This is a genomic window from Vibrio sp. QJM3NY_26 (genome assembly GCF_057786005.1).
This window is the reverse complement of sequence record NZ_CM173515.1, coordinates 1,982,835-1,997,986: the sequence shown is the minus strand read 5'-3', so window position 1 is coordinate 1,997,986 and position 15,152 is coordinate 1,982,835. Positions and strand designations below refer to the sequence as shown.

Annotated in this window: 13 protein-coding genes; 4 read left to right on the top strand and 9 right to left on the bottom strand. The window is 44.8% G+C overall.

Annotation, left to right across the window (positions count from 1 at the left end; all coding sequences use genetic code 11):
• Positions 1 to 406: 406 nt before the first annotated feature.
• The 3 genes from AC3CH4_RS08950 to AC3CH4_RS08940 all read right to left on the bottom strand — a co-directional run bounded on the left by AC3CH4_RS08950 (position 407) and on the right by AC3CH4_RS08940 (position 2,409).
• On the bottom strand, positions 407 to 1,033 hold the full coding sequence (locus tag AC3CH4_RS08950) for a bifunctional 4-hydroxy-2-oxoglutarate aldolase/2-dehydro-3-deoxy-phosphogluconate aldolase (RefSeq protein WP_017069898.1): 627 nt from the start codon (positions 1,031 to 1,033) through the stop codon (positions 407 to 409).
• A gap of 73 nt (positions 1,034 to 1,106) precedes the next feature.
• Positions 1,107 to 2,039 carry a 2-dehydro-3-deoxygluconokinase gene (gene kdgK, locus AC3CH4_RS08945; protein WP_146454185.1) on the bottom strand — a complete coding sequence of 311 codons (933 nt, stop codon included), beginning with the start codon at positions 2,037 to 2,039 and terminating at the stop codon, positions 1,107 to 1,109.
• 34 nt (positions 2,040 to 2,073) lie between these two features.
• Positions 2,074 to 2,409, bottom strand: a complete 336-nt coding sequence (locus AC3CH4_RS08940; protein ID WP_004733502.1) for a cupin domain-containing protein — start codon at positions 2,407 to 2,409, stop codon at positions 2,074 to 2,076.
• Between the two features lie 333 nt (positions 2,410 to 2,742).
• Here AC3CH4_RS08940 and AC3CH4_RS08935 point away from each other — a divergent pair, with 333 nt between their 5' ends.
• The 3 genes from AC3CH4_RS08935 to AC3CH4_RS08925 all read left to right on the top strand — a co-directional run bounded on the left by AC3CH4_RS08935 (position 2,743) and on the right by AC3CH4_RS08925 (position 8,236).
• The gene (locus AC3CH4_RS08935; RefSeq protein WP_171330558.1) at positions 2,743 to 4,941 is read left to right on the top strand and encodes a heparinase II/III domain-containing protein; all 2,199 of its coding nucleotides are present in this window, start codon (positions 2,743 to 2,745) and stop codon (positions 4,939 to 4,941) included.
• Positions 4,942 to 4,943: 2 nt separating this feature from the next.
• Complete coding sequence (locus tag AC3CH4_RS08930; RefSeq protein ID WP_488542842.1) at positions 4,944 to 7,097, top strand: heparinase II/III domain-containing protein; 2,154 nt, start codon at positions 4,944 to 4,946, stop codon at positions 7,095 to 7,097.
• 302 nt (positions 7,098 to 7,399) lie between these two features.
• On the top strand, positions 7,400 to 8,236 hold the full coding sequence (locus AC3CH4_RS08925) for a fumarylacetoacetate hydrolase family protein (protein ID WP_488542841.1): 837 nt from the start codon (positions 7,400 to 7,402) through the stop codon (positions 8,234 to 8,236).
• Positions 8,237 to 8,319: 83 nt separating this feature from the next.
• Here the strand turns inward: AC3CH4_RS08925 and phnE (AC3CH4_RS08920) are convergent, their stop codons facing one another.
• The 4 genes from phnE (AC3CH4_RS08920) to phnD form a co-directional block, all read right to left on the bottom strand.
• Positions 8,320 to 9,150: a phosphonate ABC transporter, permease protein PhnE gene (phnE, locus tag AC3CH4_RS08920; protein WP_488542840.1), complete on the bottom strand. Its 831-nt coding sequence runs from the start codon at positions 9,148 to 9,150 to the stop codon at positions 8,320 to 8,322.
• Between the two features lie 11 nt (positions 9,151 to 9,161).
• Positions 9,162 to 10,025 carry a phosphonate ABC transporter, permease protein PhnE gene (gene phnE / locus AC3CH4_RS08915; RefSeq protein WP_488542839.1) on the bottom strand — a complete coding sequence of 288 codons (864 nt, stop codon included), beginning with the start codon at positions 10,023 to 10,025 and terminating at the stop codon, positions 9,162 to 9,164.
• Complete coding sequence (phnC, locus tag AC3CH4_RS08910; protein ID WP_102311293.1) at positions 10,022 to 10,840, bottom strand: phosphonate ABC transporter ATP-binding protein; 819 nt, start codon at positions 10,838 to 10,840, stop codon at positions 10,022 to 10,024. Before phnC ends, phnE (AC3CH4_RS08915) begins: the two co-directional genes overlap by 4 nt.
• Positions 10,841 to 10,982: 142 nt before the next feature.
• A complete protein-coding gene (gene phnD / locus AC3CH4_RS08905) occupies positions 10,983 to 11,939 on the bottom strand; it encodes a phosphate/phosphite/phosphonate ABC transporter substrate-binding protein (protein WP_061021537.1) in 957 nt (318 codons plus the stop codon).
• A 265-nt stretch (positions 11,940 to 12,204) separates the two neighbouring features.
• On the opposite strand from phnD, the gene AC3CH4_RS08900 reads away from it, so the two are divergent.
• Positions 12,205 to 12,921 (top strand): FadR/GntR family transcriptional regulator, encoded by a 717-nt coding sequence (locus AC3CH4_RS08900; protein ID WP_017110878.1) that lies wholly within the window; start codon positions 12,205 to 12,207, stop codon positions 12,919 to 12,921.
• Between the two features lie 220 nt (positions 12,922 to 13,141).
• Here AC3CH4_RS08900 and AC3CH4_RS08895 read toward each other — a convergent pair whose 3' ends face one another.
• Both AC3CH4_RS08895 and AC3CH4_RS08890 read right to left on the bottom strand, forming a co-directional pair.
• A complete protein-coding gene (locus tag AC3CH4_RS08895; protein ID WP_017077174.1) occupies positions 13,142 to 14,641 on the bottom strand; it encodes a tripartite tricarboxylate transporter permease in 1,500 nt (499 codons plus the stop codon).
• Between the two features lie 9 nt (positions 14,642 to 14,650).
• The gene (locus tag AC3CH4_RS08890) at positions 14,651 to 15,106 is read right to left on the bottom strand and encodes a tripartite tricarboxylate transporter TctB family protein (RefSeq protein ID WP_474356388.1); all 456 of its coding nucleotides are present in this window, start codon (positions 15,104 to 15,106) and stop codon (positions 14,651 to 14,653) included.
• Between the last annotated feature and the right edge of the window lie 46 nt (positions 15,107 to 15,152).

Here is a 15,152-nt window from a genome sequence, read left to right as displayed (position 1 = left end):
GGCGATTTCTAACCATATGTAAGAGGTTTGTATGCTTAATGGTGAGTAAGGGCGGATGCGTCGATACAGGGCTCAAGACACGGTATGAGTCGAGTGAGTTAGATTACATAAGTGAGTGCTTAGAGTGTTTGCCAGGTCGTGTAAGGCGTTTTAGCACAGTGAAATAGCACGTGCACAAAATTACAAATTACCAGTCACAAAGCTGGTGGATGGCCTGATAAACGGGAATGTATTGTAGAGGTCTTAACTTGTTTGAGCGTCGTGCTCTTCAGGTAACAGCCTCAAACTATCAACGATCAAACTTCAGTTACCCAAAAGATCTAGATAACAAAATCCAGTTATTGAAAAACCTCAGATAACAAAAAGCCCCACCGAAGTGAGGCTTTATCACCAAATCTAAAATAGATTAAGCGTTAACGTGATCAACTGCGTCACGAACAAGCTTGCCTAGTTCGTCCCACTTACCTTCGTCGATAAGGTTAGTTGGAACCATCCAAGTACCGCCACACGCAAGAACAGAAGGGATCGATAGGTATTCATCAACATTCTTCAAGCTTACGCCACCAGTAGGCATGAATTTAACAGGGTAAACTGCTGTTAGTGCTTTAAGCATACCAGTACCGCCTGAAGGCTCAGCAGGGAAGAACTTCAACGTGCGAAGGCCCATTTCCATTGCTTGCTCAACTAAGCTTGGGTTGTTAACACCCGGTACGATTGCAACACCTTTGTCGATACAGTATTGAACAGTACGTGGGTTAAAACCTGGGCTTACGATGAAATCAACGCCAGCTTCGATAGATGCGTCAACTTGCTCGTTAGTCAGTACAGTGCCTGAACCGATTAGCATGTCTGGGAATTCTTTACGCATGATGCGAATCGCTTCGATTGCACATTCTGTACGCAGTGTGATTTCTGCACATGGCATACCGTTTTCAACCAACGCTTTACCTAGAGGGATAGCGTCTTCAGCACGGTTGATAGCGATTACAGGGATTACTTTTAGGTTTGCTAGTTGTTCATTTAATGTCGTCATGAATTATTTCTCACGTCAAATGTGGGCCTGCTTTCAACTAAGCAAACCCTTGATTAATAGTTAAAGTGCGTAATTATAGAGACAGATCAGGCGTCGCTTCTAGAGGAATGATAGCACCTGGATGCTGAATCACGGTTCCTGCCACAATATGACCTGCAAATGCAGCATCACGAGCACTACCGCCGCTCAAGCGCTTGGCCAAGAAGCCTGCACTGAACGAGTCGCCAGCTGCGGTAGTATCAACGATTTTGTCTACAGGGTTGGGTGCAACGTACTGAGCGCTTTGGCTTTCAACCACTAAGCAGTCTTTCGCGCCACGTTTAATGACGATCTCTTTCACACCAGACTCAGACGTACGTGTAATACATTGTTCAATGCTTTCGTCGCCGTATAGCTCTTGCTCATCATCAAACGTCAGCAGAGCCGTATCTGTGTACTTAAGCATTTTCAAGTACCAAGAAATCGCTTCTTGTTGGCTTTCCCAAAGTTTAGGACGGTAGTTATTGTCGAAGAATACTTGGCCGCCTTGAGCTTTGAATTTGTCTAAGAAGTTGAATAGCTGCGTGCGACCATTTTCTGTCAAGATTGCCAGCGTAATACCACTTAAGTAAACCGCGTCAAAAGAGAACAGCTTATCAAGAAGAGCAGGCGTGTCTTCCTGATCAAACATGAACTTCGCTGCAGCATCACTACGCCAGTAATGGAAGCTGCGTTCACCAGTTTCATCGGTCTCGATGTAATAAAGCCCTGGTTGTTTGTGATCGAGCTGAGCCACTAAGCTTGTATCGATACCTTCAGCTTGCCAATTTTTCAACATGTTGACGCTGAATGGGTCAGTGCCTAGTGCGGTTACATAGCTTGTTTGGATATCTTGCTCTTTTGTTAAGCGTGACAAGTAAAGTGCAGTATTCAGCGTATCGCCACCAAAACTTTGTTTAAGCCCGTCTTGTTTCTTTTGTAGCTCAACCATGCACTCGCCAATGACCGCGATGTTTAATGATTTCATATGCTTACCTTAGCAACTGAGGTTGCGCTAGTTATTATTTTAGGAAATCTTCACGCGCAGGGTTGAAGATATCAAGAAGGATGCTGTCTTGTTCTAGGGCAACCGCACCGTGCATCATGTGTTTACGAGCGAAGTAAGCATCGCCTTCTTTAAGCACTTTCTTCTCGCCGTCGATTTCAGCTTCGAAGCTACCACGGACAACATAACCGATTTGGTCGTGAATTTCGTGAGTATGAGGGTGACCAATCGCGCCCTTATCAAAACATAGGTGTACAGCCATAAGATCGTCAGTGTAAGCAACGATTTTACGCTTAATGCCGCCACCAAGTTCTTCCCATGGGTTTTCATCTAGGATAAAGAAAGAGTTCATTGTGTATCTCCTAATCTGTTTAAATCTTTTAAGTGTTACTTAACTTGCATCCATCATAAGGGAACGAGCTCAATTGTAATACAATATATCTAAATTTGTGTGATATTGATCAAGCGATACTTTATATAGCGTAAATAAATCAATAACTTAATAAATGACCGATATTTATCATTAGTCATTCACATCAATGACTTACGGTTGATTATGTGATTCTAATCATCATTTGGTAACGAATAGGTATAATTAAAGCTCTTATTGTATTACTTTATATGGAGTTTGAGAATTTAATCAAAGTTTAAGCAGATAAACTCTTTATTGAGGGTGACAAAGAATATGACGACTAAACCAGTATTGTTGACTGAAGCTGAAATCGAGCAGCTTCACCTTGAAGTGGGCCGTTCTAGCTTAATGGGCAAAACCATTGCAGCGAACGCGAAAGACCTAGAAGCATTCATGCGTTTACCTATTGATGTTCCAGGTCACGGTGAAGCAGGGGGTTACGAACATAACCGCCATAAGCAAAATTACACGTACATGAATCTAGCTGGTCGCATGTTCTTGATCACTAAAGAGCAAAAGTACGCTGACTTTGTTACAGAATTACTAGAAGAGTACGCAGACAAATATCTAACGTTTGATTACCACGTACAGAAAAACACCAACCCTACCGGCCGTTTGTTCCACCAAATTCTGAACGAACACTGCTGGTTAATGTTCTCAAGCTTAGCTTACTCTTGTGTTGCTTCAACACTGACACAAGAACAACGTGACAACATTGAGTCTCGCATTTTCGAACCAATGCTAGAAATGTTCACCGTTAAATACGCACACGACTTCGACCGCATTCACAACCACGGTATTTGGGCAGTAGCCGCTGTCGGTATCTGTGGTCTTGCTTTAGGCAAGCGTGAGTACCTTGAAATGTCAGTGTACGGCATCGACCGTAACGACACTGGCGGTTTCTTAGCGCAAGTTTCTCAACTGTTTGCACCTTCTGGTTACTACATGGAAGGCCCTTACTACCACCGTTATGCGATTCGCCCAACGTGTGTGTTCGCTGAAGTGATTCACCGCCACATGCCTGAAGTTGATATCTACAACTACAAAGGCGGCGTGATTGGCAACACAGTACAAGCGATGCTTGCGACGGCTTACCCGAACGGTGAGTTCCCGGCTCTGAATGATGCTTCTCGTACTATGGGTATCACAGACATGGGTGTTCAAGTTGCCGTCAGTGTTTACAGCAAGCATTACTCTTCTGAAAACGGTGTAGACCAAAACATTCTCGGTATGGCGAAGATTCAAGACGCAGTATGGATGCATCCATGTGGTCTTGAGTTATCTAAAGCCTACGAAGCCGCTTCTGCTGAGAAAGAAATCGGCATGCCTTTCTGGCCAAGTGTTGAGTTGAACGAAGGCCCTCAAGGTCACAACGGCGCACAAGGTTTTATCCGCATGCAGGATAAGAAAGGCGACGTTTCTCAGCTAGTGATGAACTACGGTCAACACGGCATGGGTCACGGCAACTTCGATACGCTGGGCATTTCTTTCTTCAACCGCGGTCAAGAAGTCCTGCGTGAATACGGCTTCTGTCGTTGGGTGAACGTTGAGCCTAAATTCGGCGGCCGTTACCTAGACGAAAACAAATCTTACGCTCGTCAAACGATTGCTCACAACGCAGTAACGATTGATGAAAAATGTCAGAACAACTTTGATGTTGAACGTGCAGACTCAGTACACGGTTTACCTCACTTCTTTAAAGTAGAAGACGAGCAAATCAACGGTATGAGTGCATTTGCTAACGATCACTACCAAGGCTTTGACATGCAACGCAGCGTGTTCATGCTAAACCTTGAAGAGCTAGAATCTCCGCTACTATTAGACCTTTACCGTTTAGATTCTGAGAAAGGCGGCGAAGGCGAACATCAATACGACTACTCACACCAATATCAAGGTCAGATTGTTCGTACTAACTTCGAATACCAAGCAAACAAAGAGCTGAACACTCTAGGTGACGATTTCGGTTACCAACACTTATGGAACGTGGCAAGCGGTGAAGTGAAGGGCACAGCACTTGTAAGCTGGCTACAAAACAACACTTACTACACGTGGCTAGGTGCAACGTCTAACGACAATGCTGAAGTGATTTTTACTCGCACTGGCGCTAACGATCCAAGTTTCAACCTACGTTCAGAGCCTGCATTCATTCTACGTAGCAAAGGCGAAACAACACTGTTTGCTTCTGTTGTTGAAACGCACGGTTACTTCAACGAAGAATTCGAGCAATCTGTAAGTGCACGTGGTGTTGTGAAAGATATCAAAGTAGTAGCTCACACCAATGTAGGTTCAGTAGTTGAGATCACCACAGAGAAATCAAACGTGACAGTGATGATCAGCAACCAACTTGGCGCGACTGACAACACTGAACACAAAGTAGAACTGAACGGCAAAGTATACAGTTGGACAGGCTTCTACTCAGTAGAAACAATTTTAAACCCAGAATTAGCAAGCACAGCAGAGCAGGGGAAATAATAATGAGCTATCAACCACTTTTACTTAACTTTGATGAAGCAGCAGAGCTTCGTAAAGAACTTGGCAAGGATAGCCTTTTAGGTAACGCATTGACTCGCGACATTAAACAAACTGACGCTTACATGGCGGAAGTTGGCATTGAAGTTCCAGGTCACGGTGAAGGCGGCGGTTACGAACACAACCGCCATAAGCAAAACTACATCCATATGGATCTGGCGGGTCGTTTGTTCCTTATCACTGAGGAAACTAAGTACCGTGATTACATCGTTGATATGCTAACAGCGTACGCGACGGTATACCCAACATTGGAAAGCAACGTAAGCCGTGACTCTAACCCTCCGGGTAAGCTGTTCCACCAAACGTTGAACGAGAACATGTGGATGCTTTACGCTTCTTGTGCGTACAGCTGCATCTACCACACTATCTCTGAAGAGCAGAAGCGCCTGATCGAAGACGATCTTCTTAAGCAAATGATCGAAATGTTCGTTGTTACTTACGCACACGACTTCGATATCGTACATAACCACGGCTTATGGGCAGTGGCAGCGGTTGGTATCTGTGGTTACGCGATCAACGACCAAGAGTCTGTAGACAAAGCGCTTTACGGCCTGAAACTAGACAAAGTAAGCGGCGGTTTCTTAGCGCAACTTGACCAACTGTTTTCGCCAGACGGCTACTACATGGAAGGTCCTTACTACCACCGTTTCTCTCTACGTCCAATCTACCTGTTCGCAGAAGCGATTGAACGTCGTCAGCCTGAAGTTGGTATCTATGAATTCAACGATTCAGTGATCAAGACAACGTCTTACTCTGTATTCAAAACGGCATTCCCGGACGGTACATTGCCAGCTCTGAACGATTCATCGAAGACAATCTCTATCAACGATGAAGGCGTTATCATGGCAACGTCTGTGTGTTACCACCGTTACGAGCAGACTGAAACTCTGCTTGGTATGGCTAACCACCAACAAAACGTTTGGGTTCATGCTTCAGGTAAAACATTGTCTGACGCAGTTGATTCAGCAGACGACATCAAAGCATTCAACTGGGGCAGCCTGTTTGTAACCGACGGCCCTGAAGGTGAAAAAGGCGGCGTAAGCATCCTTCGTCACCGTGACGAGAAAGACGACGATACGATGGCGTTGATCTGGTTTGGTCAACACGGTTCTGATCACCAGTACCACTCGGCTCTAGACCACGGTCACTACGATGGATTGCACCTAAGCGTATTCAACCGTGGCCACGAAGTACTGCACGATTACGGCTTCGGTCGTTGGGTAAACGTTGAGCCTAAATTTGGCGGTCGTTACATTCCAGAGAACAAGTCTTACTGTAAGCAGACGGTTGCTCACAACACAGTAACGGTTGATCAGAAAACGCAGAACAATTTCAACACAGCATTAGCTGAGTCTAAGTTTGGTCAGAAGCACTTCTTCGTAGCAGACGACCAGTCTCTGCAAGGCATGAGCGGCACAATTTCTGAGTACTACACAGGCGTAGACATGCAACGCAGCGTGATTCTTGCTGAACTTCCTGAGTTCGAGAAGCCACTAGTTATCGATGTATATCGCATCGAAGCTGACGCTGAGCACCAATACGACCTACCAGTTCACCACTCTGGTCAAATCATCCGTACTGACTTCGATTACAACATGGAAAAAACGCTTAAGCCATTAGGTGAAGACAACGGTTACCAACACCTATGGAACGTGGCTTCAGGCAAAGTGAATGAAGAGGGTTCTCTAGTAAGCTGGCTACATGACAGCAGCTACTACAGCCTAGTAACCAGCGCTAATGTGGGCAGCGAAGTGATTTTTGCTCGCACTGGTGCTAACGATCCAGACTTCAATCTTAAGAGTGAACCTGCGTTTATCTTACGTCAGTCTGGTCAAAACCACGTGTTTGCTTCTGTACTAGAAACGCATGGTTACTTTAACGAGTCTATCGAAGCCTCTGTAGGCGCTCGTGGTCTAGTTAAATCAGTGTCTGTTGTGGGCCATAACAGTGTCGGGACTGTTGTTCGCATTCAGACTACTTCTGGCAACACTTACCACTATGGTATTTCAAACCAAGCTGAAGACACGCAGCAAGCAACTCACACTGTTGAGTTCGCGGGTGAGACATACTCGTGGGAAGGATCATTTGCTCAACTGTAAATGATTAACATACATGCCGTTTAACAATGGCATGTATTGATGTGGTGCTTTGCGGGAACGAAGCATCACATTGAATTCAGTCGTGATTGCAAAATCGTTCGTTGATACCAACAACGACTGAATACATCGGGAATAAGTCAAACCGAGTAACTCACTGCGAGTTGCTCGGTTTTTTTATGTGTGTAGAAAAGGGAATAATGTGAACAGAGAAGGAGAACGTATTAAATAATTGATAACAGTCAATGTGGTGTCGATGTGTAGGCTACAGTATGTGTTAGAAATGAAATAATTAAGGATAAATCATGAAGTTAATTGAAGGGTTGGCGATAATACTTACTGCTTCTTGTTCCGCCTATGCTGTTGCGGATAGCACGCAAAACAATGTAAATACAGAGCAATTCGTGCGTTACCATTATCAAGACAAAAACAGCTACGGAAAGTTGGTTAAAGACGCTATTTTTCCAATCAATGGTGACATCTTTAGCAAATATTCAATTGAAAAAACCTCGATTCCACTTGAATCAGTTGAACTGTTGCTTCCTACTGAGCCAGAGAAAGTCTTTGCCGTTGGTATGAACTACGTGAGTCATGCTGCTTCTCATCCTGATTTACCGCCTCCTTTATTCTTGAAACTGCCGTCTTCTTTGATTTTATCGGGTGAAACCATTCACGCCCCTTTTGATGCTCAGAATGTGCATTTTGAAGGTGAGCTGGTGGTCGTGATTGGCAAAGAAATTAGTAAAGTCAGTCAAGAAGAAGCAGAAGATGCAATTTTCGGTGTCACGGTGGGTAATGATATAACGGAAAGAAGTTGGCAGAACAGTGATTTGCAGTGGTTGCGAGCCAAGGCATCGGATGGGTTTGGACCGATTGGTCACACTATTGTGAAAGGCATTGATTATAACAATGTCGAACTTACAACACGTGTTAACGGCGATATCGTCCAACAAGAAAATACATCTTTCATGATTCACAGCCCGCGAAAAGTTGTCAGTTACTTAAGCCATTACTTCACTCTAAAGCCAGGTGACCTTGTATTTATGGGCACACCGGGGAGAACGCATGCATTGGTCTATAAAGATCAAGTGTCGGTCACGATCAAAGGGGTAGGGACTGTCACTAATGAAATACGTTTCTAATTTTGAAACCTGCTTATCGTTTGTCCATGAACAAAAAAGCCTACTCTGCAAGTAGGCTTTGATAGACATCCATGATGTATTGATTAGATAAAGGCTTTTCTTGCTTTGGCTGCTAACCATTCAGAGAAGACGACTGTCACTAAAATCGCAAAGAAAATCACCGTTACTTGAGGCCATGCCAGCATCGCCATCGACTCTTGCAATTTTAAGCCGATACCGCCAGCGCCCACCAAACCTAAGACGGTAGACTCTCGAATATTGATGTCCCAACGGAACAAGCTCGTGCCGATGAAACTTGGCATTACTTGCGGAAGAATGCCGTAGTTCAACACTTGCAGTGGAGACGCCCCCGTCGATTCAATCGCTGACATCTGCGTGACGTTCACTTCTTCAATCGCTTCGTACATCAACTTAGCTACGAAGCCAATCGAGCGCAGCGCTATTGCGATAATACCGGCCAATAACCCTGGACCAATGATTGCCACTAACAAGAGTGCCCAAATTAGCGAGTTGATCGAACGGCTTGCCGCAATGATGAACAGTGCGATAGGCCTAATAAACGTTGTGCTTGGCGTTGTGTTGCGGGCGGCTAAGAACGCAACTGGAAATGCCAGTACGATACCTAACAGTGTGCCAAGTGTTGCGATGTTGATTGTGTCCCACAAAGGGTTCCAAAGTGACTCTAAATAACTCCATCTTGGTGGCCACATACGTGACGATATATCAGCAAGTTGGTTGGGCGAATCACTCACAAAGTACCAAATCGTGTCCTTGTTCATGACTTGCCATGCAAAAACCGTCAGGGCAACAAAGCAAAGCCAGCCTAGCCATAGCATTAGGCTCTGTTTGCTGTCATAACGTTGCCATTGGGTACGATTCATGGCGCTTGAAGGTGTGTCATTTAGCGTGCTCATTTAGTCGTTCCTTACTGCACATGCTTGCGAATGATGGTCGATAGATATTCACACAACATCACGATCACGATAATAATCAATAGAATAGCGGCCGCTGCGCTGTATTCGTAGCGGTCCATGGCGGTGTTCAATGTTGCGCCGATACCCCCTGCGCCAACAATACCGATTACAGCAGATTCACGAAAGTTGATGTCGAGTCGGTACATCGAAAGCCCGATAAAGCGTGGCATCACCTGCGCTTGAATCGCATAGTTCACTTGTTGCAACCAACTTGCGCCAGTTGCGCGCATTGCGGTGAGTGGTGCAGGGTCAATGGCTTCAATCTCATCGGCAAACAGTTTCGCGAGAAAGCCGATGGTTGCAAATGTCAGCGTGACAAACCCCGCAAACGTACCAAAGCCAAACAGAGCCACACACAGAATCGCAACGATGATCTCCTGTAAGCTACGAGCGATTGAAATAAACGCACGACAGAATAGATAAACAGGAGTCGGGGCGAGGTTTTTGGCTGCGCCTAATCCGAATGGGATCGAGAGAATGACGCCTGCCACGGTTGATGTGAGCGTCATGGTTAAGCTCTCAATCAAACCTTGTGAGATGTTGTTCCAACGGCCACCAAAATCTGGGTTCATGAAAGCTAAAATGAACTGCCAGCCGCGCTCGCTGCCTTCGTAGATTCGAGCCCAGTTTACGTGTACCGATTGAGTCGCAAGGTATAAGTACACCGCGACGATGATGATCAAACTCCAACGCAACCATGAGTTGGATATCAGTGGCGGCTTCGTCCACTGTGTCGGGTATTTCTGATCTAACTTAGGGTGTTGTTGAGCTAGCTTTGAATGATGCTGAGCTTGGTTTGGATATGGCTGAGTCATATTGTTGCCTCAGACAAGCGAGGGTTCATGATGATGAGTTCATCTTCCTCTTCTTCTGCTTGCTGGCTCCAATCTTCTTCACCGTAGATCTGTGTGAGTACGTCTTCGGTGAGCAAGGTTGGTTTGTCATCAAATACCACACAGCCAGCATTTAGGCCGACAACGCGATCCACAAACTGTTTGGCTAACTGAACATCGTGAATATTGATGATGGCTGGGAGTTGTTGTTCTGAACAAATCTCGCTAATCAATCGCATGATCTGGCGTGCTGTACGTGGGTCCAGCGCGGCCGTTGGTTCATCAATCAACAGTAATTTCGGTTTTTGAGCGAGTGCGCGAGCAATACCTACACGTTGGCGCTGTCCACCTGATAGGGCATCGGCTCTTTTATTGGCGTGCTCTAATAACCCAACGCGGTCGAGTAGCGCATAAGCGGCTTGGATATCCGATTCTGGGAAACGACGAGTAAAGCTTTGCCAGAAGTTTACGTAACCTAAACGCCCTGAAAGCACATTCTCCATGACCGTTAAGCGCTCAATCAATGCGTACTCTTGGAAAATCATCCCAATTTCACGTCGTGAATGTCTTAGTTGTCGCTTAGACAATGTCTCAAGGTTGGTGTTGGAGAAGATAACTTCGCCGCTGGTGGGCTCGGTTAGTCGGTTAATACAGCGAATCAGCGTTGATTTACCCGCACCAGATGGGCCTATCAATCCAACGACCTCGCCGGCATTCACCGACAAGCTAACGTTGGTCAGGGCTTTATCAGAACTGGAGTAGTGCTTGGTAAGCCCTTTAAGGGTAAGAGTAGACATAGAATTCCTATAAGGACGGTGTACTAACAGTTCGCCTGAGGCAGAAATCGGAAGCAAACCGCTGAGAGTGGTGAGTAACTGCAGGCGCATAAGCCTGCAGTTAGTTTTATCAATGTGTGATTGGCTTTTAGTTCGGTTGAACTTAGCTACACGTGTAAGACACTTTATTAGCTGTATCGATAGTGCGGATCACTTCCCAATGCTCTTGGTATGTGATCGGAACAAACTTCGCTTCACCGTTACGCTCAAATTCTTCTTGAAGCTTCGTGCCTTCCCAGTCGAAAGTGAAGAACGCTTTTTGAATCTTCTCTTGAAGCTCTGGTGTTAGGTTGTGCGCTGTGCCGTAAGCCGTTGTTGGGAAGGTTTGTGACTTGTAGATGCTCTTGATTTGACCTTCTTTCACCACTTCACGTGAAAGCATACGGTTCAATACTGAGTTAGCGACGGCTGCTGCGTCGTAATCTTTGTGTGCCACACCCAAAATGGAGTTGTCGTGCGCGCCAGAGAAAGCAGGTTTGAAATCACGCTCAGGTTGAAGCTGGTATTCAGCATCCAGAATCGCAGAAGGGGCTTTGAAACCAGAGTTTGACGTTTGCGATGTGAATGCTAGGTTTTTGCCTTTTAGGTCTTCAACCTTTTCGATGCCTGAACCTGGGTGCGTGATGATTTCCATTTCGTAACCGAAAGAGCCATCTTCAGCCGCCATCATGGTGAATGGAGCAAAGCCAGCACAGTTAACTGCAAGTGGCGTTGAACCTGTGTTGAAACCTGCGATATGTAGACGACCTGAACGCATTGCTTCAATTTGAGCTGCGTTATTTTGAACAGGGAAGAAACGAACCGTTTTTTCCGTTGTTTTTTCAAGGTGGCTCAAAAACTCGCTCCACACATCAGCGTATACTGCTGGATCTTCAACTGGCGTGTAAGCAAAAATTAGCGTGTTTGGATCCACCCATTGTGATTCATCTTGGGGTACATCGGCGACCAAGTTACCAGAGCGGTCTTCGTATCGCGTATCCATCGCTAATGCAGAACCAGAAAAAATCAGCGCAGCAGTAATCGCGCTTTTAAGCGTGAGATTTGTTTTTGTCGGTTTCATTATGTCAGTCCAATAGAGTGATTTGTTGGAAGGAAGTATAGGAATCGAGGATGACAGAACCGATGCTTTTTGATGACGGATTTATGAATGGTGTAACATAATGTTTCTAGCAAAGTAGAATTAGATAATTTCTAAGTGTCTGATAAAGCGAATGAATTAGTAGGCTGAGATTCGTTTTGATTTTACTCAATTGGCTGTAGGTTGAAATACTGTTATAGTGATCCTTAAATAATACATAAACATAACATATAAAATAAGTGAACTTATGGTTACCACTTTTAATTCAATTTCGGGCTCGAAGCGCAGCCTGCACGTGCAAGTAGCTCGTGAAATCGCTCGTGGAATCTTGTCTGGCGAACTGCCACAAGGTTCTATTATTCCTGGTGAAATGGCGTTGTGTGAACAGTTTGGTATCAGCCGAACGGCACTTCGCGAAGCAGTTAAATTATTAACCTCTAAAGGTTTATTAGAGTCCCGCCCGAAAATCGGTACTCGTGTAGTAGACCGCGCATACTGGAACTTCCTTGATCCTCAACTGATTGAATGGATGGACGGCCTAACCGACGTAGACCAATTCTGTTCACAGTTCTTAGGCCTTCGTCGTGCGATTGAACCTGAAGCGTGTGCATTGGCGGCAAAATTTGCGACGGCTGAACAACGTATCGAGCTTTCAGAGATCTTCCAAAAAATGGTAGAGGTGGATGAAGCTGAAGTGTTTGACCAAGAACGTTGGACTGACATTGATACTCGTTTCCATAGCTTGATCTTCAATGCGACAGGTAACGACTTCTATCTACCGTTCGGTAATATTCTGACTACGATGTTTGTTAACTTCATCGTGCATTCTTCTGAAGAGGGAAGCACATGTATTAATGAACACCGCAGAATCTATGAAGCTATCATGGCCGGTGATTGTGACAAGGCTAGAATTGCTTCTGCCGTTCACTTGCAAGATGCCAACCACCGTTTGGCTACAGCGTAATAGAAATGAACAGCTTCACGTTCTGATAAACGATCTAAAAAGGTATGCCAAGTGCATGCCTTTTTTATTGTCTGTTTTTTACATAAATTGATTGTTTATTGTGTACTAAAAAGCCAGAGACGTAGGTCTCTGGCTTTGGTTTTTAACGTTATAGGTTACAGGTTATAGGTCATAAGCTAAATGCTATGCCTTAATCGCTATCCATTGAACAAGCAGTCAACTATGGACATTGTTCAGTTTCCTTTTGTTTCTGTTTCTTCTTCATTTTTAACGTTGAATAAACAGAGAATACAGCCAGCACGATAAACGCGAGTGCAATAGGGCGCTCATAAAGGAAAGACCAACTGCCATCGTACATCAGCAGCGATTTCCTCAGATTTGTTTCTGCCATTGGCCCTAAAATGATCGCAAGCAGAATTGGCGAAGACGGAATGTCCAGTTTAGTTAAGATAAAGCCCAATAGACCAAAACCGATCGCAATACCCACATCAAACATCGAGTTGTTAATCGCGTAAGCACCAACGATCGACAAGAAGACAATAATTGGGATCATGATGATCTTGGGTACTTCAATGATGCGGCAGAAGAAACGAATACCCAGTAAACCAATCACCAACATCACAAGGTTAGCAACCAACATCGAACTGAATACGCCGTAAACCACTTCAGGGTTTTGGGCAAACAGCAGAGGCCCCGGTGTTAAACCTTGAACAATGAGTGCGCCTAATAGAACCGCTGCGACGGCATCCCCAGGAACGCCAAGTGTTAACAATGGAACTAATGAACCACCCGTTACACCGTTGTTGCCTGATTCAGCAGCCGCTAGACCTCGTACTGATCCTTTACCAAATTCTTCTGGGTTTTTCGACGAACGTTTTGCTTCGTTGTAACAAACAAATGCAGAAATATCAGCACCAGCCCCCGGTACAGAACCGATGGTTGTTCCCATCAAACCACTTTTTATTGCGGTTGGTAGCATTTCTTTAAGGTCGCCTTTGCTCAATAGTTTATGGTCAAACTTCGGCGCAACGACTTTCTTTTCGGAGAACAGCTTTTCTAGTTGGTTTAACGCTTCAGAAAGAGCGAACAAACCGATCAAAACAGGGATGACATTGATTCCGCTGTAGAGATCCATAATGTCGAAAGTAAATCTTGGTACGCTGCTGATTGGATCGAGTCCAACGGTAGAAACCAACAACCCAATCGTGCCAGCTAATAATCCTTTGAAAATGTTGTTTGAAGAAACACTCGCAATAATAGTTAAACCAAATAGAGCGAGTGCAAAATATTCTGGTGCATTAAAACGCAGTGCGAACGTCGCCAATTTGGGAGCAATTGCGATAAGAACGATAGTGCTTAATAATCCGCCAATAAATGAAGCCACAGCAGAAATACTTAATGCTCTGGCAGCTTGCCCTCTAACAGCCATGGTGTGACCGTCGAGTACACTTGCTGCCGAAGCTGGTGTCCCTGGTGTTTTAAGCAGTATTGCGGCAATCGAACCACCGTAAATACCACCAATGTACACACCGATTAACATCACAAGGGCTGAAGTTGGTTCCATGCCAAAGGTAAACGGAAGGAGTATCGCAACGCCCATTGTCGCCGTTAGGCCGGGTAGTGCGCCTAGAATTACGCCACCCAGTACACCAAAAACAAGGACAGGAAGCACTGCAAAACTAACAGCTGTAGCGAGACCATCGATTAGATATTCAAACATTATGACCTCCTATGACCAGGTTGCTTCAGGAAGCGCGATGTAGAACACCTCGCCAAACAAATAGTAAACCGCAAACACAAAAACAACGGCGACAACGTAATAAATTGGCTTCTTAACTTTGAAATAAACAAGGTAAAATATAAATGCAACCAAGCTAGCGTAAAGGTAACCAACGACACTGATGAGCAATGCGTAGCCGATAAGGTAAGCAACGCCGAAGATGGACATTTTACTTACCATCGCTTCTTGTTGTTCTGATACACCTTTAAGTTTGTGTTGAACTATGAGAACAATGCAGATAGCAATTTGAGCAATCACAATCATCATTGGAAAAAATTTTGCATCGACACTGGCATCTTGATACATAGGACGATCAAACTGAGTAATCAACACGAGTGCAATTGCGCTAAGGATAATAATGATGGAAGGGAAGACGACATTTCGATTTAAGTTGGCGTTAGACATAGAATTTACCCCTAAAAAGTAAAGCAAGGGAAAGATACAAACTGAT

Bases quoted from the DNA above. Each gene is read 5' to 3' on its own strand.
- phnE (WP_488542840.1), bottom strand. From the start codon at position 9,150: ATGAGCACGCTAAATGACACACCTTCAAGCGCCATGAATCGTACCCAA.
- phnD (WP_061021537.1), bottom strand. From the start codon at position 11,939: ATGAAACCGACAAAAACAAATCTCACGCTTAAAAGCGCGATTACTGCT.
- AC3CH4_RS08950 (WP_017069898.1), bottom strand. From the start codon at position 1,033: ATGACGACATTAAATGAACAACTAGCAAACCTAAAAGTAATCCCTGTA.
- AC3CH4_RS08900 (WP_017110878.1), top strand. From the start codon at position 12,205: ATGGTTACCACTTTTAATTCAATTTCGGGCTCGAAGCGCAGCCTGCAC.
- phnE (WP_488542839.1), bottom strand. From the start codon at position 10,025: ATGACTCAGCCATATCCAAACCAAGCTCAGCATCATTCAAAGCTAGCT.
- AC3CH4_RS08935 (WP_171330558.1), top strand. From the start codon at position 2,743: ATGACGACTAAACCAGTATTGTTGACTGAAGCTGAAATCGAGCAGCTT.
- phnC (WP_102311293.1), bottom strand. From the start codon at position 10,840: ATGTCTACTCTTACCCTTAAAGGGCTTACCAAGCACTACTCCAGTTCT.
- AC3CH4_RS08925 (WP_488542841.1), top strand. From the start codon at position 7,400: ATGAAGTTAATTGAAGGGTTGGCGATAATACTTACTGCTTCTTGTTCC.
- AC3CH4_RS08930 (WP_488542842.1), top strand. From the start codon at position 4,944: ATGAGCTATCAACCACTTTTACTTAACTTTGATGAAGCAGCAGAGCTT.
- AC3CH4_RS08940 (WP_004733502.1), bottom strand. From the start codon at position 2,409: ATGAACTCTTTCTTTATCCTAGATGAAAACCCATGGGAAGAACTTGGT.
- kdgK (WP_146454185.1), bottom strand. From the start codon at position 2,039: ATGAAATCATTAAACATCGCGGTCATTGGCGAGTGCATGGTTGAGCTA.
- AC3CH4_RS08890 (WP_474356388.1), bottom strand. From the start codon at position 15,106: ATGTCTAACGCCAACTTAAATCGAAATGTCGTCTTCCCTTCCATCATT.
- AC3CH4_RS08895 (WP_017077174.1), bottom strand. From the start codon at position 14,641: ATGTTTGAATATCTAATCGATGGTCTCGCTACAGCTGTTAGTTTTGCA.